At 43.1% G+C, this 18359-nt stretch carries 18 protein-coding genes; 15 read left to right on the plus strand and 3 right to left on the minus strand.

Annotated features, from left to right (window positions below; translation table 11 throughout):
* Positions 1-141: 141 nt before the first annotated feature.
* Positions 142-1674, minus strand: coding sequence for a glycine betaine uptake BCCT transporter (locus H065_RS0120610; RefSeq protein WP_017814983.1), 1533 nt, complete (start codon positions 1672-1674; stop codon positions 142-144).
* Positions 1675-2405: 731 nt separating this feature from the next.
* On the opposite strand from H065_RS0120610, the gene H065_RS0120620 reads away from it, so the two are divergent.
* The 5 genes from H065_RS0120620 to H065_RS0120640 all read left to right on the plus strand — a co-directional run bounded on the left by H065_RS0120620 (position 2406) and on the right by H065_RS0120640 (position 7247).
* Complete coding sequence (locus tag H065_RS0120620; RefSeq protein WP_017814985.1) at positions 2406-2951, plus strand: GNAT family N-acetyltransferase; 546 nt, start codon at positions 2406-2408, stop codon at positions 2949-2951.
* A gap of 378 nt (positions 2952-3329) precedes the next feature.
* Entirely contained in the window at positions 3330-4760 is a 1431-nt protein-coding gene (locus H065_RS0120625) for a sugar porter family MFS transporter (protein ID WP_017814986.1), read from the plus strand.
* Between the two features lie 255 nt (positions 4761-5015).
* Positions 5016-5951, plus strand: a complete 936-nt coding sequence (locus H065_RS0120630; RefSeq protein ID WP_017814987.1) for an aldo/keto reductase — start codon at positions 5016-5018, stop codon at positions 5949-5951.
* 353 nt (positions 5952-6304) lie between these two features.
* Positions 6305-6775 (plus strand): ribosomal maturation YjgA family protein, encoded by a 471-nt coding sequence (locus H065_RS0120635; protein ID WP_017814988.1) that lies wholly within the window; start codon positions 6305-6307, stop codon positions 6773-6775.
* Between the two features lies 1 nt (position 6776).
* A complete protein-coding gene (locus H065_RS0120640) occupies positions 6777-7247 on the plus strand; it encodes a hypothetical protein (RefSeq protein ID WP_017814989.1) in 471 nt (156 codons plus the stop codon).
* A 108-nt stretch (positions 7248-7355) separates the two neighbouring features.
* On the opposite strand, the gene H065_RS0120645 is transcribed toward H065_RS0120640, so the two are convergent.
* On the minus strand, positions 7356-8297 hold the full coding sequence (locus tag H065_RS0120645) for a hypothetical protein (RefSeq protein WP_017814990.1): 942 nt from the start codon (positions 8295-8297) through the stop codon (positions 7356-7358).
* A 277-nt stretch (positions 8298-8574) separates the two neighbouring features.
* On the opposite strand from H065_RS0120645, the gene H065_RS26495 reads away from it, so the two are divergent.
* A complete protein-coding gene (locus H065_RS26495; protein ID WP_017814991.1) occupies positions 8575-8901 on the plus strand; it encodes a hypothetical protein in 327 nt (108 codons plus the stop codon).
* 9 nt (positions 8902-8910) lie between these two features.
* Here the strand turns inward: H065_RS26495 and H065_RS0120655 are convergent, their stop codons facing one another.
* Positions 8911-9390, minus strand: a complete 480-nt coding sequence (locus tag H065_RS0120655) for a CYTH domain-containing protein (protein WP_017814992.1) — start codon at positions 9388-9390, stop codon at positions 8911-8913.
* A gap of 245 nt (positions 9391-9635) precedes the next feature.
* On the opposite strand from H065_RS0120655, the gene H065_RS0120660 reads away from it, so the two are divergent.
* The 9 genes from H065_RS0120660 to H065_RS0120700 all read left to right on the plus strand — a co-directional run bounded on the left by H065_RS0120660 (position 9636) and on the right by H065_RS0120700 (position 18356).
* On the plus strand, positions 9636-10094 hold the full coding sequence (locus H065_RS0120660; protein WP_017814993.1) for a DIP1984 family protein: 459 nt from the start codon (positions 9636-9638) through the stop codon (positions 10092-10094).
* 359 nt (positions 10095-10453) lie between these two features.
* The gene (locus tag H065_RS0120665) at positions 10454-11017 is read left to right on the plus strand and encodes a nitroreductase family protein (RefSeq protein WP_017814994.1); all 564 of its coding nucleotides are present in this window, start codon (positions 10454-10456) and stop codon (positions 11015-11017) included.
* A 279-nt stretch (positions 11018-11296) separates the two neighbouring features.
* On the plus strand, positions 11297-11593 hold the full coding sequence (locus H065_RS28600) for a TIGR04104 family putative zinc finger protein (RefSeq protein WP_017814995.1): 297 nt from the start codon (positions 11297-11299) through the stop codon (positions 11591-11593).
* A gap of 194 nt (positions 11594-11787) precedes the next feature.
* Positions 11788-12102: a TIGR04104 family putative zinc finger protein gene (locus H065_RS0120675; RefSeq protein WP_017814996.1), complete on the plus strand. Its 315-nt coding sequence runs from the start codon at positions 11788-11790 to the stop codon at positions 12100-12102.
* Positions 12103-12256: 154 nt separating this feature from the next.
* Entirely contained in the window at positions 12257-13957 is a 1701-nt protein-coding gene (gene rlmD, locus H065_RS0120680) for a 23S rRNA (uracil(1939)-C(5))-methyltransferase RlmD (RefSeq protein ID WP_017814997.1), read from the plus strand.
* A 499-nt stretch (positions 13958-14456) separates the two neighbouring features.
* A complete protein-coding gene (locus H065_RS0120685; protein ID WP_017814998.1) occupies positions 14457-15128 on the plus strand; it encodes a hypothetical protein in 672 nt (223 codons plus the stop codon).
* Positions 15128-16552: a contractile injection system protein, VgrG/Pvc8 family gene (locus H065_RS0120690; RefSeq protein WP_017814999.1), complete on the plus strand. Its 1425-nt coding sequence runs from the start codon at positions 15128-15130 to the stop codon at positions 16550-16552. The genes H065_RS0120685 and H065_RS0120690 overlap by 1 nt, the downstream gene beginning before the upstream one ends.
* A gap of 32 nt (positions 16553-16584) precedes the next feature.
* Entirely contained in the window at positions 16585-17847 is a 1263-nt protein-coding gene (locus H065_RS27185; protein WP_081604183.1) for a pentapeptide repeat-containing protein, read from the plus strand.
* Positions 17829-18356 (plus strand): hypothetical protein, encoded by a 528-nt coding sequence (locus H065_RS0120700; RefSeq protein ID WP_017815001.1) that lies wholly within the window; start codon positions 17829-17831, stop codon positions 18354-18356. Before H065_RS27185 ends, H065_RS0120700 begins: the two co-directional genes overlap by 19 nt.
* The last annotated feature ends 3 nt before the right edge of the window (positions 18357-18359 follow it).

The raw sequence follows: 18359 nt of genomic DNA on the forward strand, positions 1-18359 counted from the left end.
TTTTCTTTGTGCTGGCTTGAATTTGGTATATGAAAAAAAAACCTAAACAGCATACTGCCAAAAGAAATACAACAAAAAAGGTACCCTCTAAGGGTACCTTTTTAGCTTCAAACGATTAAAATGGAATGGAGGTCATATCGATTAGTTTTCATGTTTTTTCTCTTGAGCAGGAGGCTGTGTACGTTTGGTACGAGATAGCTCTCTAGCATCAGCATTCAATACTTTTAACAGGCTCACAGCCATTAGTATAATGACCACAGAGAAGGGAAGGGCAGCAATAATCATCGTATTTTGAAGAGCCTGCAGACCACCGGAATACAGTAACACCAACGCAATAGCTGTAAGCAGCAACCCCCATACTATTTTCAAAGTATTATTCGGGTTCTGATCACCGTTGGTTGTCATCATAGCAAGTACAAATGTACCTGAATCGGCTGAGGTAATAAAGAAAATGGCAATCAGGCCGATTGCTACAACCGAAATCGCTGTACCCCAGGGAAACGTTGAGAGCATTCCAAACAAGGATTCCTGAGTAGCCAGTGCTGAGATAATCTTGGTGCCGCTGCGCTCGATCGAGATAGCAGAACCGCCAAATACAGAGAACCAGAGGAAGCTGATCAGCGATGGTGCCAGCAGTACATAAGTAACAAATTCACGAATCGTACGTCCTTTGGATACGCGGGCAATAAATATCCCTACAAATGGAGACCAGGCAATCCACCAGGCCCAGTAAAAGATAGTCCATACGTTGATCCAATGACGATTATCCGAATTTAATGGAGCCAGACGGAAACTCATGTTCACAAAGTTTTGCAAATATTTGCCCAGTGTATCGGTGAATAGATTCAATGTAAATAACGTAGGTCCGAATATAAATACAATCAAAAATACAACAGCGGCGAGCAGCATATTGGCATTGCTGAGAATTTTGATTCCTTTATCCAGTCCGCTTAATGCTGAAATCATAAACAGTACGGTAACCGCCAGAATGATAATGAATTGACTAACCATATTCGAGGGAATACCGAACAGATAGGATAATCCGCCATTAATCTGCACAGCGCCAAAACCAAGAGAAGTAGCGACTCCCATAACGGTAGCAAGTACAGCAATTACATCAATAGCTTTGCCAAGAGGGCCTGATGCATGACGACCAATAACGGGCTTCAATGTGGAGCTGATCAGTCCGGTCTCACCGCGTCGGAACATAAAGTAGGCAAGGCACAAACCAACCAGACCATAAACTGCCCAGGCGTGAATACCCCAGTGGAAAAAAGTATACTGCATGGCATCACGTACAGCCTGATCACTTCCGGTCTCTCCGGTGGGTGAACTGAGAGCAAAGTGACTGATTGGCTCGGCGGTTCCATAGAATACCAGTCCGATTCCCACCCCGGCACTGAACAGCATAGCGACCCAGGTTGGCCGGGAAAATTCCGGTTGATCATCCGGCTTGCCCAGCTTGATTTTACCTGCTGGGCTAACCAGCAGATAAATACAGATAGCGACGAAGGCCGTCACAATAATCAGGTAATACCAGCCAAAGGTATCCGTGATAAAGGATTCGGTATTACCGGTAGCAGTCTCAAATGCTTTGGGAGCGATCACTCCTATCACAACCAGCATCAGCAGAATAGCTGCTGATATATAAAATACACTTGATGCTTTTTTCATAAATTCATTAACAACTCCCATCTTTGATGTGCTCGCAGAGGGTATTTTAATTTGCGAGTTAGTTAAACAGTCTTTAAAAATCACAAAATTCCAGTGTGTGTTATTGATCTGATTCATTCTCAAAAGTTCTACAATATCAAGTCGATCTAGCGTACAAATACATTGCAATGCACCTGTTAGGGGCAGTAGCGGTCTTCATTATAGCGAAACCCTAAAAACAATGCAAAAATGAAATTGTATAAATGATATAATGTAAGCGATACCAATACGGGTGTAAGAAGAAACTTAAAATTTTAAAATTATATTTCTTTACATCGAAGTATGGATAAATTCTGCAAAGAAATTATGTATTACTGTTCCTTTTTTTGAATCAATAAGTCAAGTTTATGCAAAATTTCATCGTCTTTTTTTAGTTTGCGACGCAGATTGATATCAATTCCAATGACACTGATGCATATTATTAGCAGAATTAGTATGATGAGGAGTTTCATTTATTCATTCCTTTCTGTAAAGATCAAGTTCATAAGACTTACGGAGGGAGGGGAGGATGGCTTGCTGGCATAGCGTGTAGTTGCAATCAATTCCTATAATACTCTACCCACGATTGCAGACAAAGTAAACAGACAGATGTAAATAATCAGTAAGATAGCAAAAGAGCATCTATATTTCGTTAAACTATAGAAAACAGGTATAATGTAAATAAAAGTATATTATACGAGGAGGAGTACATAATGATCATTGAAGAACGTGCTTATCATATCAAAGGACTGGACTATATTATTCGCTCTGCAAAACCTGAAGATGCCGCTACAATGTCAGAAGTACGACTTCAGATCGATGGAGAAACCGAAAATCTGGATCGCAGAAGAGGAGAGGCTTTTCTCGAACCAGAAGCATTTGAACAATTGATTCGCAACGACTCCGAGAAGGAGACCAATCTGTTTTTGGTAGCAGAGACAGCCAATCAAATTGTAGGATTCTCCAGATGTGAAGGTAGTCCATTAAGTCGACTGGCACATAAGGTTGAGTTCGGTGTAGGTGTACTGCGAGATTACTGGGGACATGGTATCGGCAAGCATCTGCTCGAACAATCCATTTCCTGGTCCGATGCAACAGGTATCCAGAAGATGACGCTGAATGTATTGGAAACCAACGTGAATGCGATTGAATTATACAAAAAGGCCGGATTTGAAATTGAAGGCGTATTGAAACGCGATCGTCTGCTGGCAGACGGAAATTATTATAATACTATCGTCATGGGACGATTTAGAGTGTAATTCAGTTTGATGTTTTGCTATTATTTATCGGCTGATCGAGATCACAAAAGAAAAATAATAAATATGAGGCCAGTTGCCGTCTAACCTTGGACGCGACTGGCTTTTTGCTATATATACACATAATTACGTATCCAAGCAAGACAGCAAGGAAGATTAAACTTTAAAAAGGATGGGTATATTGAATTTACGGAAGTACAACATAATTATACAGAAACGGATCATCATCCGGCGTACAGAACAGAAGAGTCATGGACCAGTTGCAAAAGAACAGCTTGTTCATGAACGGATCGTATCGGCCTACAACAGCATTATATTTTGCAGCCGCACAGCCAGACTCCTTCTACATAGCGTACGGGAAATAAAAAGGAGTGGGGTACTATGCAACAAGGGAATAACGATGCCGCAAGTCAAAAGGCATTCCTTCGCAAGATCGTTCTTATTTCCACATTGGGTGGATTATTGTTTGGTTATGATACCGGAGTGATCAATGGCGCGCTGCCGTTTATGTCTGCACCGGACCAGCTTAATCTGACTTCTTTTACACAGGGACTGGTTACCAGCTCATTGCTGCTTGGTGCAGCTTTTGGTGCTGTACTGGGTGGACGACTGTCCGATGCGATTGGACGTCGCCGCAGTATTAAATATCTGGCCGTACTGTTTTTCTTTGCTACTATTGGAGCAGCATTATCCCCGAGTGTACCTGTAATGGTCGCTTGTCGCTTTATTCTGGGACTTGCTGTCGGCGGCGCTTCGGTTACCGTGCCTTCTTATTTGGCCGAGATCTCACCAGCCAATCAGCGCGGCGGTATTGTTACGCGTAACGAGCTGATGATTGTCAGCGGTCAGCTGCTTGCTTTTATTTTTAACGCTATTCTGGGTACCACGATGGGTGATAATACCCATATCTGGCGTTATATGCTGTCTATTGCTTCTATTCCTGCGATCTTCCTGTTTATCGGTATGTTCCGTGTACCAGAAAGTCCTCGCTGGCTCGTCACCCAGGATGAAAATAAACGCGCATTTCGTATTCTCAAAAGAATGCGCAGCGAGAAACAAGCGATTCGTGAGATCAAAGAGATTACAGCTAATACAGAAGTGGAAGAAGAAACGGAAAGAGCCGGCTTTAAAGACATGGCGATTCCGTGGATTCGCCGTATTGTACTGATCGGTATTGGTATCGGTGTCGTTCAACAGATTACCGGAGTGAACTCGATTATGTACTATGGTACCGAGATTCTCAAGCAGTCTGGCTTTGGTACCAATGCTGCATTGATTGGTAATATCGCGAATGGTGTAATTTCTGTAGCAGCTACTTTCTTCGGCATGTGGGTAGTAGGTAAAGTAGGACGTCGTCCGATGCTGATCACCGGTCTTGCCGGTACGACCAGTGCGCTGCTGCTGATCGCAATTCTCTCGAATATGTTAATAGGTACGGCTGCTCTGCCTTATGTGATTTTGGGATTGACCGTGACATTCTTGGCATTCCAGCAGGGTGCGGTATCACCTGTTACCTGGCTGATGCTATCCGAAGTATTCCCGCTCAAATTACGCGGATTCGGTATGGGAGTAAGTGTATTCTGCAGCTGGATGGTTAACTTTGCTGTAGGACTGCTATTCCCGGTGTTATCCGGAGCATTCGGTTTGTCCGCTACGTTCTACATTTTCGTAGTGCTGGGAATTCTGGCTATTGCTTTTGCTGCCAAATTCTTGCCGGAAACCCGTGGTCTTACACTGGAACAGGTAGAAGAGAAAATTCGCAGCTTTGGCAAAAAGCGTGTAAAAGCAGCACCAGAGGCTGCTATTAAATAATAGAATGTATCTCCATACTCAGCATAAATAATAAGAGAAGAAAAAGATTCTGCATACGCTGCAGAGTCTTTTTTCTTCTATATAGTAAAGATTAGATAAAAAGTGAGAAGGGTATACAAAGGATATGCTTCTCGTAAATGACATATGGTTATTGCCGCTTGTAAAATCAGGCGATCGTCATACATAGGCATCGCTGCAGCAGATCATGATCAAGAGAGAAGTAAGCCTCTAATGACGAAAGGAGCAGATCAACAAATGAGACAGCAGACACGAATCGGTACAACCGAACTAATGGTAACTCCAATTGGACTCGGTACCAACAAAGTCGGAGGACATAATCTGTTTCCGAACCTGAAAGATGAGGAAGGCAAAGATATTGTAAGACGTGCATTAGAGCTTGGTATCGACTTTCTGGATACTGCCTATATTTATGGACCGGAACGATCGGAAGAACTGATCGGCGAAGTATTGCAAGAGACTGGTCAGCGCGAAAATGTCGTTATTGCTACCAAAGGTGCTCATCGTATTCAGGGAGAAAAAACAGTATTCGATAATTCGCCAGCTTTCCTGCGGCAATCGGTAGAAGATAGCCTCAAACGGCTGCAGACGGATTATATTGATCTGTACTATATCCATTTCCCGGATAAGGATACCCCCAAGGATGAAGCGGTTGGTGAACTGAAGAAACTTAAAGATGAAGGCAAGATCCGCGCGATCGGTGTATCCAACTTCTCACTGGAACAGCTCCAAGAAGCGAACCGACATGGCGACGTAGATGTACTGCAATCCAATTACAATCTACTGGAACGTGAAGTAGAGCAGGAATTTTTCCCTTATCTGCTGGAAAATAAAATCTCCTTTATTCCTTATTTCCCACTGGCTTCTGGATTGCTGGGCGGTAAATATACCAAAGACACACCATTAAGCGATAGTCAGAAGAAAAAGCCGCTGTTCCAGGACGGCAATTATGAACAGAATCTGGATAAAATCGACCAGCTGCGCAGTATTGCGGAAGAAGTGAGTTCTGCAGTTGCCAACGTAGCGCTCGCATGGTATCTTACACGCGGCTGTATTGATGTAGTCATCCCGGGTACCAAGAATCCGCAGCAGCTGGAAGACAACCTGAAAACGCTGGATATTCATCTATCCGAAGAACAGATCAAGCGGATTGATCAGATATTTGCAATCTAAGCCCAAATAGGAAGTTCGACATCTGTTTAACATCAAAAGAGAGCAGTTCAGCAGATTATATAAAGCAGAACGTATCCTAAATAGGCTGTAAGAAGTGTGCAGAAGCTACAATAGAAAGTACCATCACAAAAAAAAGGCAGAGAAGAATCATCTTCCTGTCTTTTTTTGATTCGTTTTTACAATTTAAGTAGTGTTTATTTATAAGATATAAAAAATTAATACATGAAAAATTCAAATAAGTAATTTCGATTTTGGCCTATTAATTTCGAATTGCATCATACAAATCGTTATAATGGGAAGAAGAAACGGAACCTATATGTATTGTGTTCCGAAGCCAAGGAGCGATCATTACGATGATTGGAAAACACAACTCCCGTCAATCCGAAAACCATCCTACTTTTGTCGTACGTCATGACAGGCGTATCTTGTATCTCTTAACAGGTATACTAACGATGCTGCTGGGTCTAGCGTCGCGGCGTTATGCAGCTATGCTGCCGAACTGGCTGGCTGTTCATGCGGGTGACGCGCTGTGGGCAGCGATGATTTACTGGGGATTACGATTGCTGAGCTGGCCACGATCTTGTGTATCCGCAGCTATAGGTTCGTTATTATTCAGTTATCTTATTGAATTCAGCCAGTTATATCAGGCTGAGTGGATCAACTCTATCCGTCATACAACACTGGGAGCATTGATTCTCGGAAAAGGATTTCTGGTCGCAGATCTGCTGCGATATACAGCCGGTATCCTGATAGCGATAGCACTGGATGTGCTGATCATTCGATTCAGCTTATCTACCAAAATCATACATAGACAGGAGAGATAAAATGGCTTCATTTCTGCCTGACAAAAATGAAAATAATAGTTCTTTCCCGGATTCCAATAAGCAAGACCAGGTAAACAATATTGCCAATAATCCGCCGATATCCCTTAAACAGGAACTAGAAGGAGAATCGGATTCCTTTATCCTGAAGCTGCGTGTGGATCTGCGCTGGGAGCCAGGTCATGCATTAACCTTGTTGACTACCCTGTATTCCTATATTTATTCTACGACAGGAGCGGATAGCTTGGATCGTAAGACAGCAGGAGAGATGTGGCAGCTGATTCAATTTATCCAAAGTTGGTCTTCTCATCCAAGCTTTCGAAGTGGTAATCCATATACTGATGAATATTACAACGGCGTTTATGAAATTTTGTTTTGGCTGGGTGACTGGTATTTTACCGGTGAATGTCCATTTACCGAATCCGAAGCCATACTCGAAGAAATTCAGCGTCTGCAGCAGATACTGACAGATTAAGTTCGTATTATGACGTATTGAGGTCTAATCTATATTCTGCAGGTGAAGATGTGGCAGCAATGCATCAATCAGTAGAGTGCTTGGCTAATGTCAATGACAGTGATAGTGCTAGATTACTTGTACTATATCCTGTATAGCTGCTGTATATAGCATATTGTCTGAATATATCAGTATCTGATCACGACGGAAATCGCTGTAAGCCAGATCAAGCAATTGATGATTTGCTCCCTGCAATTGTATGGCTGTTTTGCCTGTGAGGCGACCTGGTTGTTCGCGTTTCTTGAAGAAAAGCTGGTTGCTGTCGTTGTAACCGCCTCGGAACAGAAAATGATAGCCATCTGTACAAAAACCTGAAGAGCCGGAAATCTGTGGATTGATCCATTCCAGCTGTGGATTTGCTGTACCACCTGTAATATGACCCAGCATAAAGTCTGTATAATAATAAAACCAAATGTCTTCATTACTAACAACATTTAGTGCGTAACAATCCATAATATCCGCCTGATCATTGGTATATAACCGGTTTCCCTGTGCATCCCAGGCGAGCAGGCCTGCCTGACCAACTGGTGGATTCCAGCCGTAATTGCCAAAAATACCTTCATCAAAATAACCAGTCCAAATTGTACCTTCAGAAGTCGCCTGTACATGCTCGATACCATCACCAAGTAGGAAGTCATGGAGAACATGACCATATCTATCACAGACTCGGGCATTTAGATCATAGCGGTTATGACCATAATAATGGCAGCGTGCACCAACAAGCAGCAATTGATCCTGTAAAGGCTGTACTTCATGGTAATGAAATGACTGATTGGTTAGTACGACTTCATGAATTTGTCCTTCGTCTATAATCAGTATTTTGTATGTTCGTGGTGCATTTAGAGAAGCTTGTACAAACATACCCTTGATTCTGTCGGGGATCCGGTCGATCAGCAATACAAATATACGCTGATCCGGACCAAGTCGAACAGACTGTATTGTATACCCTTCGATATAACCAGTAAGATCAATTGTTGGTTGTAGTTGCACCTTAATATTCGTTTTCGACATGATAAACCTCCTGTTTAATGCAGAATGCAAAATATAAACCAGTCCAATCAAAGCTTGTCTGCTTAGTATGGTGCCGTTAGCATCGAATCACCAGGGCACAAGTATGGCGACAGTAAGCTTTGTTGAGCAGGAAGCATTGACTACATACATCCGATAAACGCAGGGAGGGAAGCAGAAGTAGAAAATAAGGACGATCTGTTTTGGATAAAGCGAAACATCATACAGCTATTGTCAGGCATTCATTGTGGAATGAAAATAAAAAAAGGAGGGACTACAAATGGATTCCGTAGCAGTACAGAAAATTATGGAGGCGATCGAAAAAGGTAAAATGAGGGGATACGAAGAAATTATTGCGGGTTCACCAACAGATAAAAATCCAACCGGTGAACCCGCTAATCTGATTCAATATGCTTTACAAAAAAGAGGCGATATATATGTTGCTTATTTTTTCATGATTGCCGTTGACCGAATGCATCTATATGAAGATGAAGCGATCGAACAATCGGTTTCTTTTGACGAACGGAGTCAGGCTATCGATTTTTTGATTACCCGGGGAGCGAAGATCGAGCGGTTTGCTCCTTTTCGAGGACAGCAGCCATTCTAATCGGACAGCTTAACGAGACTGTATATCCTGCCAGAGCTGGCTGTTTAGATATTGCTCCTGCTCGGTTACATCTTCACCAAACCAATCTGGCGCCTGATACGCATGGAATTCATCTTCGCTGTCGAATTCGATCTCGATCGTTATCAATCCTTGCTGAACCGTATTATGGTAGATATCCATATCATAGGTACGACCGTCCATCAGCACTTTATGACGTGTTTTCTTGAGCGGAGTGACCTGCAGACGTTCCGTCAACTGCTCATACATCTCCTTGCCAATCTGGAATTCTGTCTCGTCGCGCGAGATGCCGCGTCCGGCTTTGTGAGTCATGGTAAATGTCTCTTCGCCATTACTCAGCAGTCGGCGTACACGCAAGGACTCACTTTCCGTAGAAGCAAGATACGTCTGGTCGATCTCTTGGGTACGTGTAATATGGAGATTGTCCGGATAGCCGGTGAGCAGATATTTACGTTCGATTTCCTGTGCCATAATAAGCCTCCTGAATAATAGAGTCAGTCATTATTTCGTAGACGAAGCAGAGATGCTCGGATCAATGTCGTCTGTTTGCAATAGGGCTTGATTTACTTTTATAATACTATAGAATGATTCGAATGCCGAATTATGAAGTGGAATGGCTTTATATAGCTGGACCAGATATAGAATAAAACAATGAACACGATCGTTTTAGAGGCAGATTATTCTCTCCTATACCATACATACAATGAGGTGACGTTATGAAGCTGGCAGAAGCACTGATTTTGCGTTCTGATTTGCAAAAACGTTTTGAACAGGTCAAATACCGCCTGGATAACAACTCCAAAATACAGGAAGGGGAACAACCTTCCGAACAGCCTGCAGATTTATTAAAAGAAATGGATCAGCTATTGGGCCAGTTGGGACTCCTGATTCAGCAGATTAACCGGACCAATAATACGGTCATGCTGGACGATACACGCACACTCGCGGATGCGCTGGTAGACCGTGATATATTGTCCATGCGCCGCAAAGCACTGGCTGATCTAGCCCAGTCGGCGAGTATACGGCAGGATCGGTTTACACGTACGGAGGTTCGTTTTATATCTACTGTAAATGTAGCCGAACTGCAGCGTGAAGCAGATCAGCTCGCCAAAACCCACCGTGAACTGGATACACGCATTCAGGAACTGAACTGGCTTACCTCATTATTGGACTGATTGGTTGTCGTAGAGTAGACCAGGCTCAGTAAAGACATTTCCTACAAAATAAAAACAGGATTCCTGCAAGCAGGTAATTGCCGTATAAAGTGAGCACAAGCCGCCAACTGGTTAAGTTGGAAGTGGTAGGGGTGAGGGGCCACCCTGTGAGGTTCGAATCCTCATATCACCAATATGCCTTGTACCGTTACATGTGTACACCTTACACATACACTTTACTACCACGTGCTGGTTATCCGGTTGATGAGGGCGGGTCAGGGGATTTGCAGGATTCTGTTAGTTAAAATTAGAGATTTCCCACAGATTAGTGTACAATAAACAAGCAGTCTATTGAGAACGATTATCAGGGAGGAACACTCATGTCTATATCTGAAAGTATCCGCAACCGCCGTTCAGTCGGTAAAGTCAAACCTGATCCTATCGCACGTGAACAGATCGAACAAATTCTGGAAGCAGGCATCTGGGCACCCAATCACCGTCTGACCGAGCCATGGAAGTTCTTTGTGCTTGAAGGGGATGGCCGTTACAAACTGGGCGATGCGCTCGTTAATGTAGCACGTGCTGAAGGAGCAGACGAAGCCAAAGCAGCTTCTGCCCGTGACAAAGTAGAACGTGCTCCGGTAATTATCGCTGTAGCGGTAGAGCCGGTTGATAATTCCAAAGTGATCGAGCTGGAAGAATACGGAGCTGTTTTTGCAGCGATTCAGAACATGCTGCTGGAGATTCACGAGCTAGGACTGGGTGCAGTATGGAGAAGCGGCGAGCCGTGTTACCATGCCGAGATGAACAAAGCATTCGGCTTGAGCGAGAAGGGCAAAATGCTGGGCTTTATCTATCTGGGAGTGCCTGAACGCACCGATCTGACAAGCAAACGTACACCATTCGCCGAGAAAACCGAATGGATCAGTGAATATACCAAATAATCAGATCGTGCATTTCAAGAGCTATAATAATTGCGGTACAGTCTAGTCGCAAATACAGGCATTAATAAACAGTCCTGTACCATGATAACGTCTGCCGAGATCGGCAGACGTTATCATGGTACAGGACTGTTTTTGATTACTTGCTACTATTATTATATGAGATGGGTTACTTTGATTGGTCAATAAGGCCAAAGATAAAGTTCCACAGAAAGATCCAATAAATCCAGGATATATTACATATACATAGAGGAATAAAAAGATATAAAGGAGGTTATTTCCTTGCTGCGTCTACCGGTATGTCCGAAATGTGGTCATTCCTGCTCATGGAAAGAAGCATTTAAAATGACATTTACAGGGTCTAATGCATTCTGCCCCCGTTGTAAAAGCGAAATATACTTTACATGGGCTACAATTATTGTAAATGCAATTCTGGGTTCGACTCTTCCACTGCTTATTATGTTTGGGATGAGCGGGGCAGGACAGCCGCTGGGAAGGATCATATGGTTTGCAGGTGTTTATTTTACTGTCTATCTACTGCTTATGCCTTATATCAGCACGTATAAGCCGGACAAATAACTGTAATCCCAAAATGGAAAAAAACCGGAGCTTCTTACTAGTAATGAAAATAAGGTAATATAAATAAACTCATAAAAAAGACGGAGCTTGGTTCCTTATAGTTTTACACAGCTACATAGTTTTACAGAATGTAGACGTTCTATTTGTTACCCTTCATCCTGCCTAATATTTTACCAACAGGAGATGATCTCAATATGAAACTACCGACTTGCCCTAACTGCCAGCATCGATTCACGTGGAGAGAGGCTTATCATGCTGCAGCCAAGACCAAGCGTTTTACCTATTGTCCGAACTGTCAGACCACCTTATATCCGACAGCCAATTCGCTTACCAAATCAGCGCTTGTCCTTGCCATTTTGCAGCTTGTGCTCATTATCCTTTTACCCAGTATGGATGTATCGATTGGTATAGCCATACTGGTACTGGCGATCTATCTGGTTGTATTTATATTATATTTGCCATTTGGTTACCGGTATAAAGAGTACGAAGATTCGTTGTTCAAACTATAAACTTTAAAACAGCTGAATTCTGGGAATTATGTCTATCCATAGAGGGTGAAATGGAGATAACCTGCATAATTCCCCGAATAATAGTTAACCGGAGCTCTGGTTTGTGGTAAGATGGGACACGACCATAAATCAATGAAACGGAGAAATTCACAACATGACTGAAAAACCGCGTTCCCAGAAGGGGAACTTTTCTTCCCAAAAGCCATCCAGGTCTTCACGCCCGGAGGCACCAAAACATCGTTCGGACCGTCCATCCTCCCCGGCAAACTCTGCCAATACCCGTTCATCCAGACCAAGCTCGCCATCCTTGCCAATCGACAGCAAGCCCAATTCCCGTCAGAACGGCAAACAAGGCGGATTTGGCTCGTCGACTGCATCGCGTACAGGTAGCACATCATCCAGCTTCAAAGGTAATAACAGCTCAAAGCCGCCGTATGTTAAAAAGCAGAATAATGCACCTGTCAAAACGACAAGTCGGGATAATGCAGAAGAATTGCGTAATGGGGACAGCATTATCGTAACGATCAAACGACTCGGAATCAACGGTGAAGGTGTAGGCTATTATCGCCGTAAAGCAGTCTTTGTTGATGGAGCACTGCCTAATGAAGTAGTTAAGGCACAGGTAACCGAGACCCAGCCCAAATTCATCAAAGCAACTATTACCGAGATTGAGAAAAGATCTCCGCAGCGTGTAGAGCCACCATGTCCGGTGTTCCATATTTGCGGCGGCTGCCAGATCCAGCATATCTCCTACGAAGGACAGCTGCAGGCCAAAACAGATATTGTCCATGAAGCTTTCAGCCGCTATGCCGGTCTGGAAAAGGTGAAAATCAAGTCTATGCTCGGTATGGAGCATCCATGGGCTTACCGTAACAAAGCCCAGCCGCAGCTGGGACGCGATCAGGATCAGAATGTAATCGCTGGTCTGTATGAGATTAACAGTCATGATATCGTCGATATTAGTGGCTGTCCGATTCAGCATCCAGCTATTAATAATGCAATCGAGATCGTTAAATCTGCATTGGAAGATTTGCAGATTCCGCTTCACAAGGATAATGGTTCACGGGATGGCGTACGTACAATTGTCGTTCGTTATGGATTCCAATCCAATCATCTGCAGATTACGCTGGTAACGACCAGCCGTCAGCTGCCTCGCCAGGACGAGCTGATTCAGGCACTGCGCCTGTCGGTACCGGATGTAACCAGTATCGCGATTAATGTGAATCCAAAGAAAACGTCGCTTGTCTTTGGTGAGCATACGGTAACCCTGTGGGGGCAGGATACCATGCTTGAATCACTGGGTGATCTGGAATTCGCCCTGTCACCAAGAGCGTTCTTCCAGCTGAATCCACAGCAGACCGTCAAGCTGTATGAATCGGTTCGTGCTGCTGCTGGGCTAACCGGCAAGGAACTGGTAGTCGATGCTTACTGCGGTACCGGTACGATAGGACTGTGGCTCGCACCGTATGCCAGAGAAGTGCGTGGCATCGAGATGATCGCCGAAGCCGTTGATGATGCGAACAAAAATGCTTATCACAACAACCGCGATAATGCCAGCTTCTACGTCGGCAAAGCCGAAGAACTACTGCCGCGCTGGGTGAAAAAGGGTATGAGCCCTGATGTAATCATCGCCGATCCACCGCGTACCGGTCTGGAACAGCAGTTCCTGGAGACAGTGTTGAAGACCAAGCCGAAGCGGTTTGTCTATGTATCGTGTAATCCGTCTACACTGGCCAAAGACTGCAAAGTACTGCTGGATGGTGGATACGAAATTCAGTGGGTACAGCCTATCGATATGTTCCCACAGACGAGCCATGTCGAAGCAGTGACGCTGCTCGTACGTAAAGACGCTTAATTTCAATTCGATAGATCGTGAAATGAAATGCAACACTTATACAAGAAGAAGCTGACCATGGACTATATTATTGAAATAGAAGAAATGGAGCTGCTCTTTTTGTTAAGGATCTTATAAAATAGGTTCTTATCCAGCGTTCTCTTCTTTTAATTTCTAATTATTAAAGATAATAGTATTTAAAATTCTATAAGAATCTATAGATATAAAGTTAAAAGAGAGCCTTTTATATTAAAGGCTCTCTTTTTGTATTTATGAATGTTGTTTTAATCATACTAAAATGTAAGTGCAGATCAATCTAGTTCTAATATAGATGTTACACACATGCAGAAAAGTGCAAATTCAAGCATTGTAAATAGTACCAATTATTCAAAAAAATAGTATTTTATTTTCTAAATAGTGACTTCTTATAGATTTTATGAGGACTTTAAAAAGATATAATTAAGTAACATATGGCTAACTTTAAAGCTAACAAAGTTTTAATTAAAAGGAGAGATTAGAAATGAGTAATATGGATGAAAAGATCATTTCCATGATCCATGCTTCCAGGCAAAAAAAAGAAGGTCTTTCCTATGACTCACCAATCTTAGCAGAGGGAGAAGATCAACATATTGAAAGTGAAAATGAGTCTTTAAAGAAGATAGATATACGCCACTTATTTGTATCGATTGGCGAAGGCAGTGTTCCTTTTCATGAAACAAGTTTGCTTAATCGTCAGATCACTATACATATGCCAAGATTATTTCGTCTTATGACTCCGCAAGAGGCATCGCTTAAATATCCATCTGAGCGTCGTCCCACACTGATTTATACGAATAATAATGCGACTATTAATCTGACATTCAACCATACAAGCAGTCTACTTGATTATGAAGAAATCGAAGAATTTACGCAGGCCATGTCTACGATTTTGCAAGCAAATCAACCCGTTCGCCAGTGGATTGGTCATGGTCTTTATGTAGCAGGGGAGCAACAGTATGGATACTGTGAATTTATTTCTCCTGCGCTGAATACAGATATTTATAATCTAATGTTTTTCGCTTCCTTACAAGGAAAAGCACTTATTGGAGGTTTTAATTGTATAGAGTTTGATCAGACAGACTGGCAACCGATTGCTTGGGCAATCCTGGAATCACTGGTCGTACATGAACATGTGCAAGGAGGCAAAGTTTGATGAGTACAATATCTGCTACTTACAGCAATTTACGAGTACATCCGTATGATTTGGTCAGTCTGGAAGAGTTGACGATCACGAAGGAAATGAATAATCATGCTCGTTTGCGCTTTACAGGAATCATTCCTGAAGAGAAGCAGGAAAGCTATGTGGAAATGACAGAAGCGGATACGGCTATTGAGATCCGTCAGCTGGATGATCAAGGCGGTACCAATACACTATTTCACGGCATTGTCTTACATGTCGGTATTAAGACAGTACGTGGTGTTTACTATCTAGAAGTAGAGGCTGTATCGCATACCTATTTGCTGGATGTAAAAAAGAAAAAACGTTCCTTTCAAAATCATGCTATGACGTATGGAGAGCTACTAAATCAGGTAGCTTCCGATTACGACAAATTTGATGTGATGGATGCAGCGACAGATGGAGCGGCCATTGGCAACTTTACTTTGCAATATCTCGAGACAGACTGGGAGTTCCTTAAACGGATGGCTTCCCGCTTTCATACTTCATTAATGCCGGTAGCTACAGCAACTCATCCCAAATTCTACCTAGGCGTGTTTGAGAGTTCTTCCAAAGGGAAACTGGATAATTATCATTATCAAGTAGAGAAGCGTATGGACGATTATCATTATTATTCTGCTAATGACACTGGTGGTTTTGACGAAAATGATTTTATCGATTACGAAGTAGAGACCGAAACAGTACTTGATCTCGGCAGCATGGTTGAATTTAAGGGACGCCAAATGTATGTCCGCACTGTACATACGCAAATGAAACAGGGTATAGCCTTACATCGCTACTGGCTATGCAGTCGTAAAGGACTACGCCAAAGACAAATATACAATGAAAAAATTATTGGAGCATCGATTCAAGGTAAAGTCATCGGGATTGTGAATGATACAGTCAAAATTCATTTGTATATTGACGAGATACAAGATGTTGGTACAGCACACTGCTTCCCGTATTCTTCGATGTATACAGCAGAAGGCAGTAGCGGATGGTACTGCATGCCAGAGACAGGTGACCATGTACGTATTTATTTTCCAGGAAGCCGCGAAGAGGAAGCTGTCGCGAGCAGCTCGGTCCGTCAGGACAAATCGGAAGGTACTAGCAACAAGGTAAGCGATCCGGACAAAAAAATTCTACGTACTGCAGCCGGGAAAGAGATCATGCTGGCGCCAGATGAAATTGTGATTACAGGTAAGGATGGAGCTGTCTTTATCCGGCTGAATGAAGGCGGAGGAATCGAAATTATCAGCAATCAGCAGATTACGCTGAAAGCCGCTAAAGATATTATGATTAACTCTGACAAGAATGTTACCATCTCGGCTAAAGAAGAAATTAGTCTGGCTTGTAAAGAAAGTAGCATTCTGATGGATGGAAGTACTAAAATTATCGGCAAAAACCTGAATACGAACTGATTCAGGAATATGGTGGACAAGCAAGGAGGCGAATGATGAATCATACAGAAGTCCTCAGTCATTTTAAACAGCATGAGGTAAGCTCCTGGCGTCAGCGCACACTGTTAGAGGTAGATGCTACGTTTCGGCAAGAACGAGAAGAATGGATAGCCGCTTTTTTGAACCATTTTGAGAGATGGTGTTCTCAACTGCTCGAAAAACAGCGACGAGGGGAAAAAGGGGAGATTGGCTATATCAGCTATCATCTTTTGCGGACTCGTTTACAAGAGAAGGAGGCCGTTTATCTGGTTGAAGGAATGGATCATACCTGGTGGTTAGATAAACAGCCATATCAGGGATATTATGCAGTAGATTGGGCCTTTTCTTCCTGGATGAACTGTATACAGGAGCTGCGTTCTGCTGCTCAGTCTTATGGCGGTAAAATACGCGATCCACAGCTTGAAAAAATAGCTCGTAATGAGTGTGAGTATTTTCATCGCTATGTTATCGAATTGATTCGTCTGGCGATGCCAAAAGCAGCAAAACTGGATGCTTACCAACAATTGCAGCGGGAGGAGATCTTTGAAGTACGTGTAGGTGAATATATGGATCATAGTGTCTTAGTCTATAAAGAAGATCGACGTCAGCGCGAATCAGAAGTTGTTCGTGAATGGATTCGTGAGAGACAAGACAATGATTATGCTTATGAAGCTTATGAACGTTTGGATTTGTCTGACGAGCATGTCATAGGATTGGATTTCCGTTACTCGACTTTTCGTAAATGTCATTTCAAGCAGATAGATATGCGACTGAGCATGCTGGTTGGAACACGCTGGGAAGATTGTGTTCTCCATCAGGCGGATTTGTCAGAGAGTCTTCTGCATGGGGCATGCTTTGATGGATCCGATATGAGAGGAGCAAACTTACAAAAAGTTGTAGGTGGTCGATCTCTTGAAGCTTCTACTCATTGGGGAATGCCTTCCTTAGATGCAGTAAGCTTTGCTCATGTTGATTTAAGAAAAGCAAATCTGTCTTACGCAGATCTTCCTCAAGCCAACTTGTCTTCCGCTGATCTAAGCGGGGGGATTTTGCATGAAGTGAATCTAGAGAGGGCGATTCTGTGCGGTGCTAATCTAAGCGATACGCAAATGCAGGGGGTAAACCTTAGATATGCGGACCTACGTGGTGCGGATCTAACCCGTGCAAATTTAGAAGGAGCCGATTTGACCGGAGCACTTGTAGAGCGTGTAGTCTTGCCATCCGTTGAATGGAAGCGGCTGCAGGAAGGAACAAAAAAATGGAATACTTTATATTAAAACAGGATCAGCGACTGATGAATACGGCGCAGCCCCAGCGAGTATCTCAGCTATTACCTCAAGAGTTGTTGCTTCCTGAGCGGCATAATGCTCTAGTTGGGATGAATTTGTATTTTACTGTACAAAAAGGAGGTTTAATGGAGCCTGCCGATTATATTCAGCATCCTCTCCCTCTGATGTCAGACGCTATGAAGAAGCTTCTTACTATTTGGGAGCCAGCTATACGTAGCTATCCCGTTACGCTAAATGATACAGAGCGAATTGAGCATAAGCTATATTGGCTCATGCTACCTCCAAGCGTACACGCACTGACGGAAGAGACGTCCTTTTATCCTGATGGCAGTCTAAAACGGCTTATACTGAATGCTCAACAGCTAGAAGAATACTCAGTTTGTCAGTTGGCAGGTATAAGGGAGCGAATCATTCTCGTCAACCTAGGCCTCGCCGAGAGTATCTTACGCCGAGATTATGACGGGATCTGTCTAGAACGTATCGAAACATCAGTTTAAGTA

This window comes from Paenibacillus shenyangensis (genome assembly GCF_000346635.1).
Lineage (GTDB): Bacteria > Bacillota > Bacilli > Paenibacillales > Paenibacillaceae > Saccharibacillus > Saccharibacillus dauci.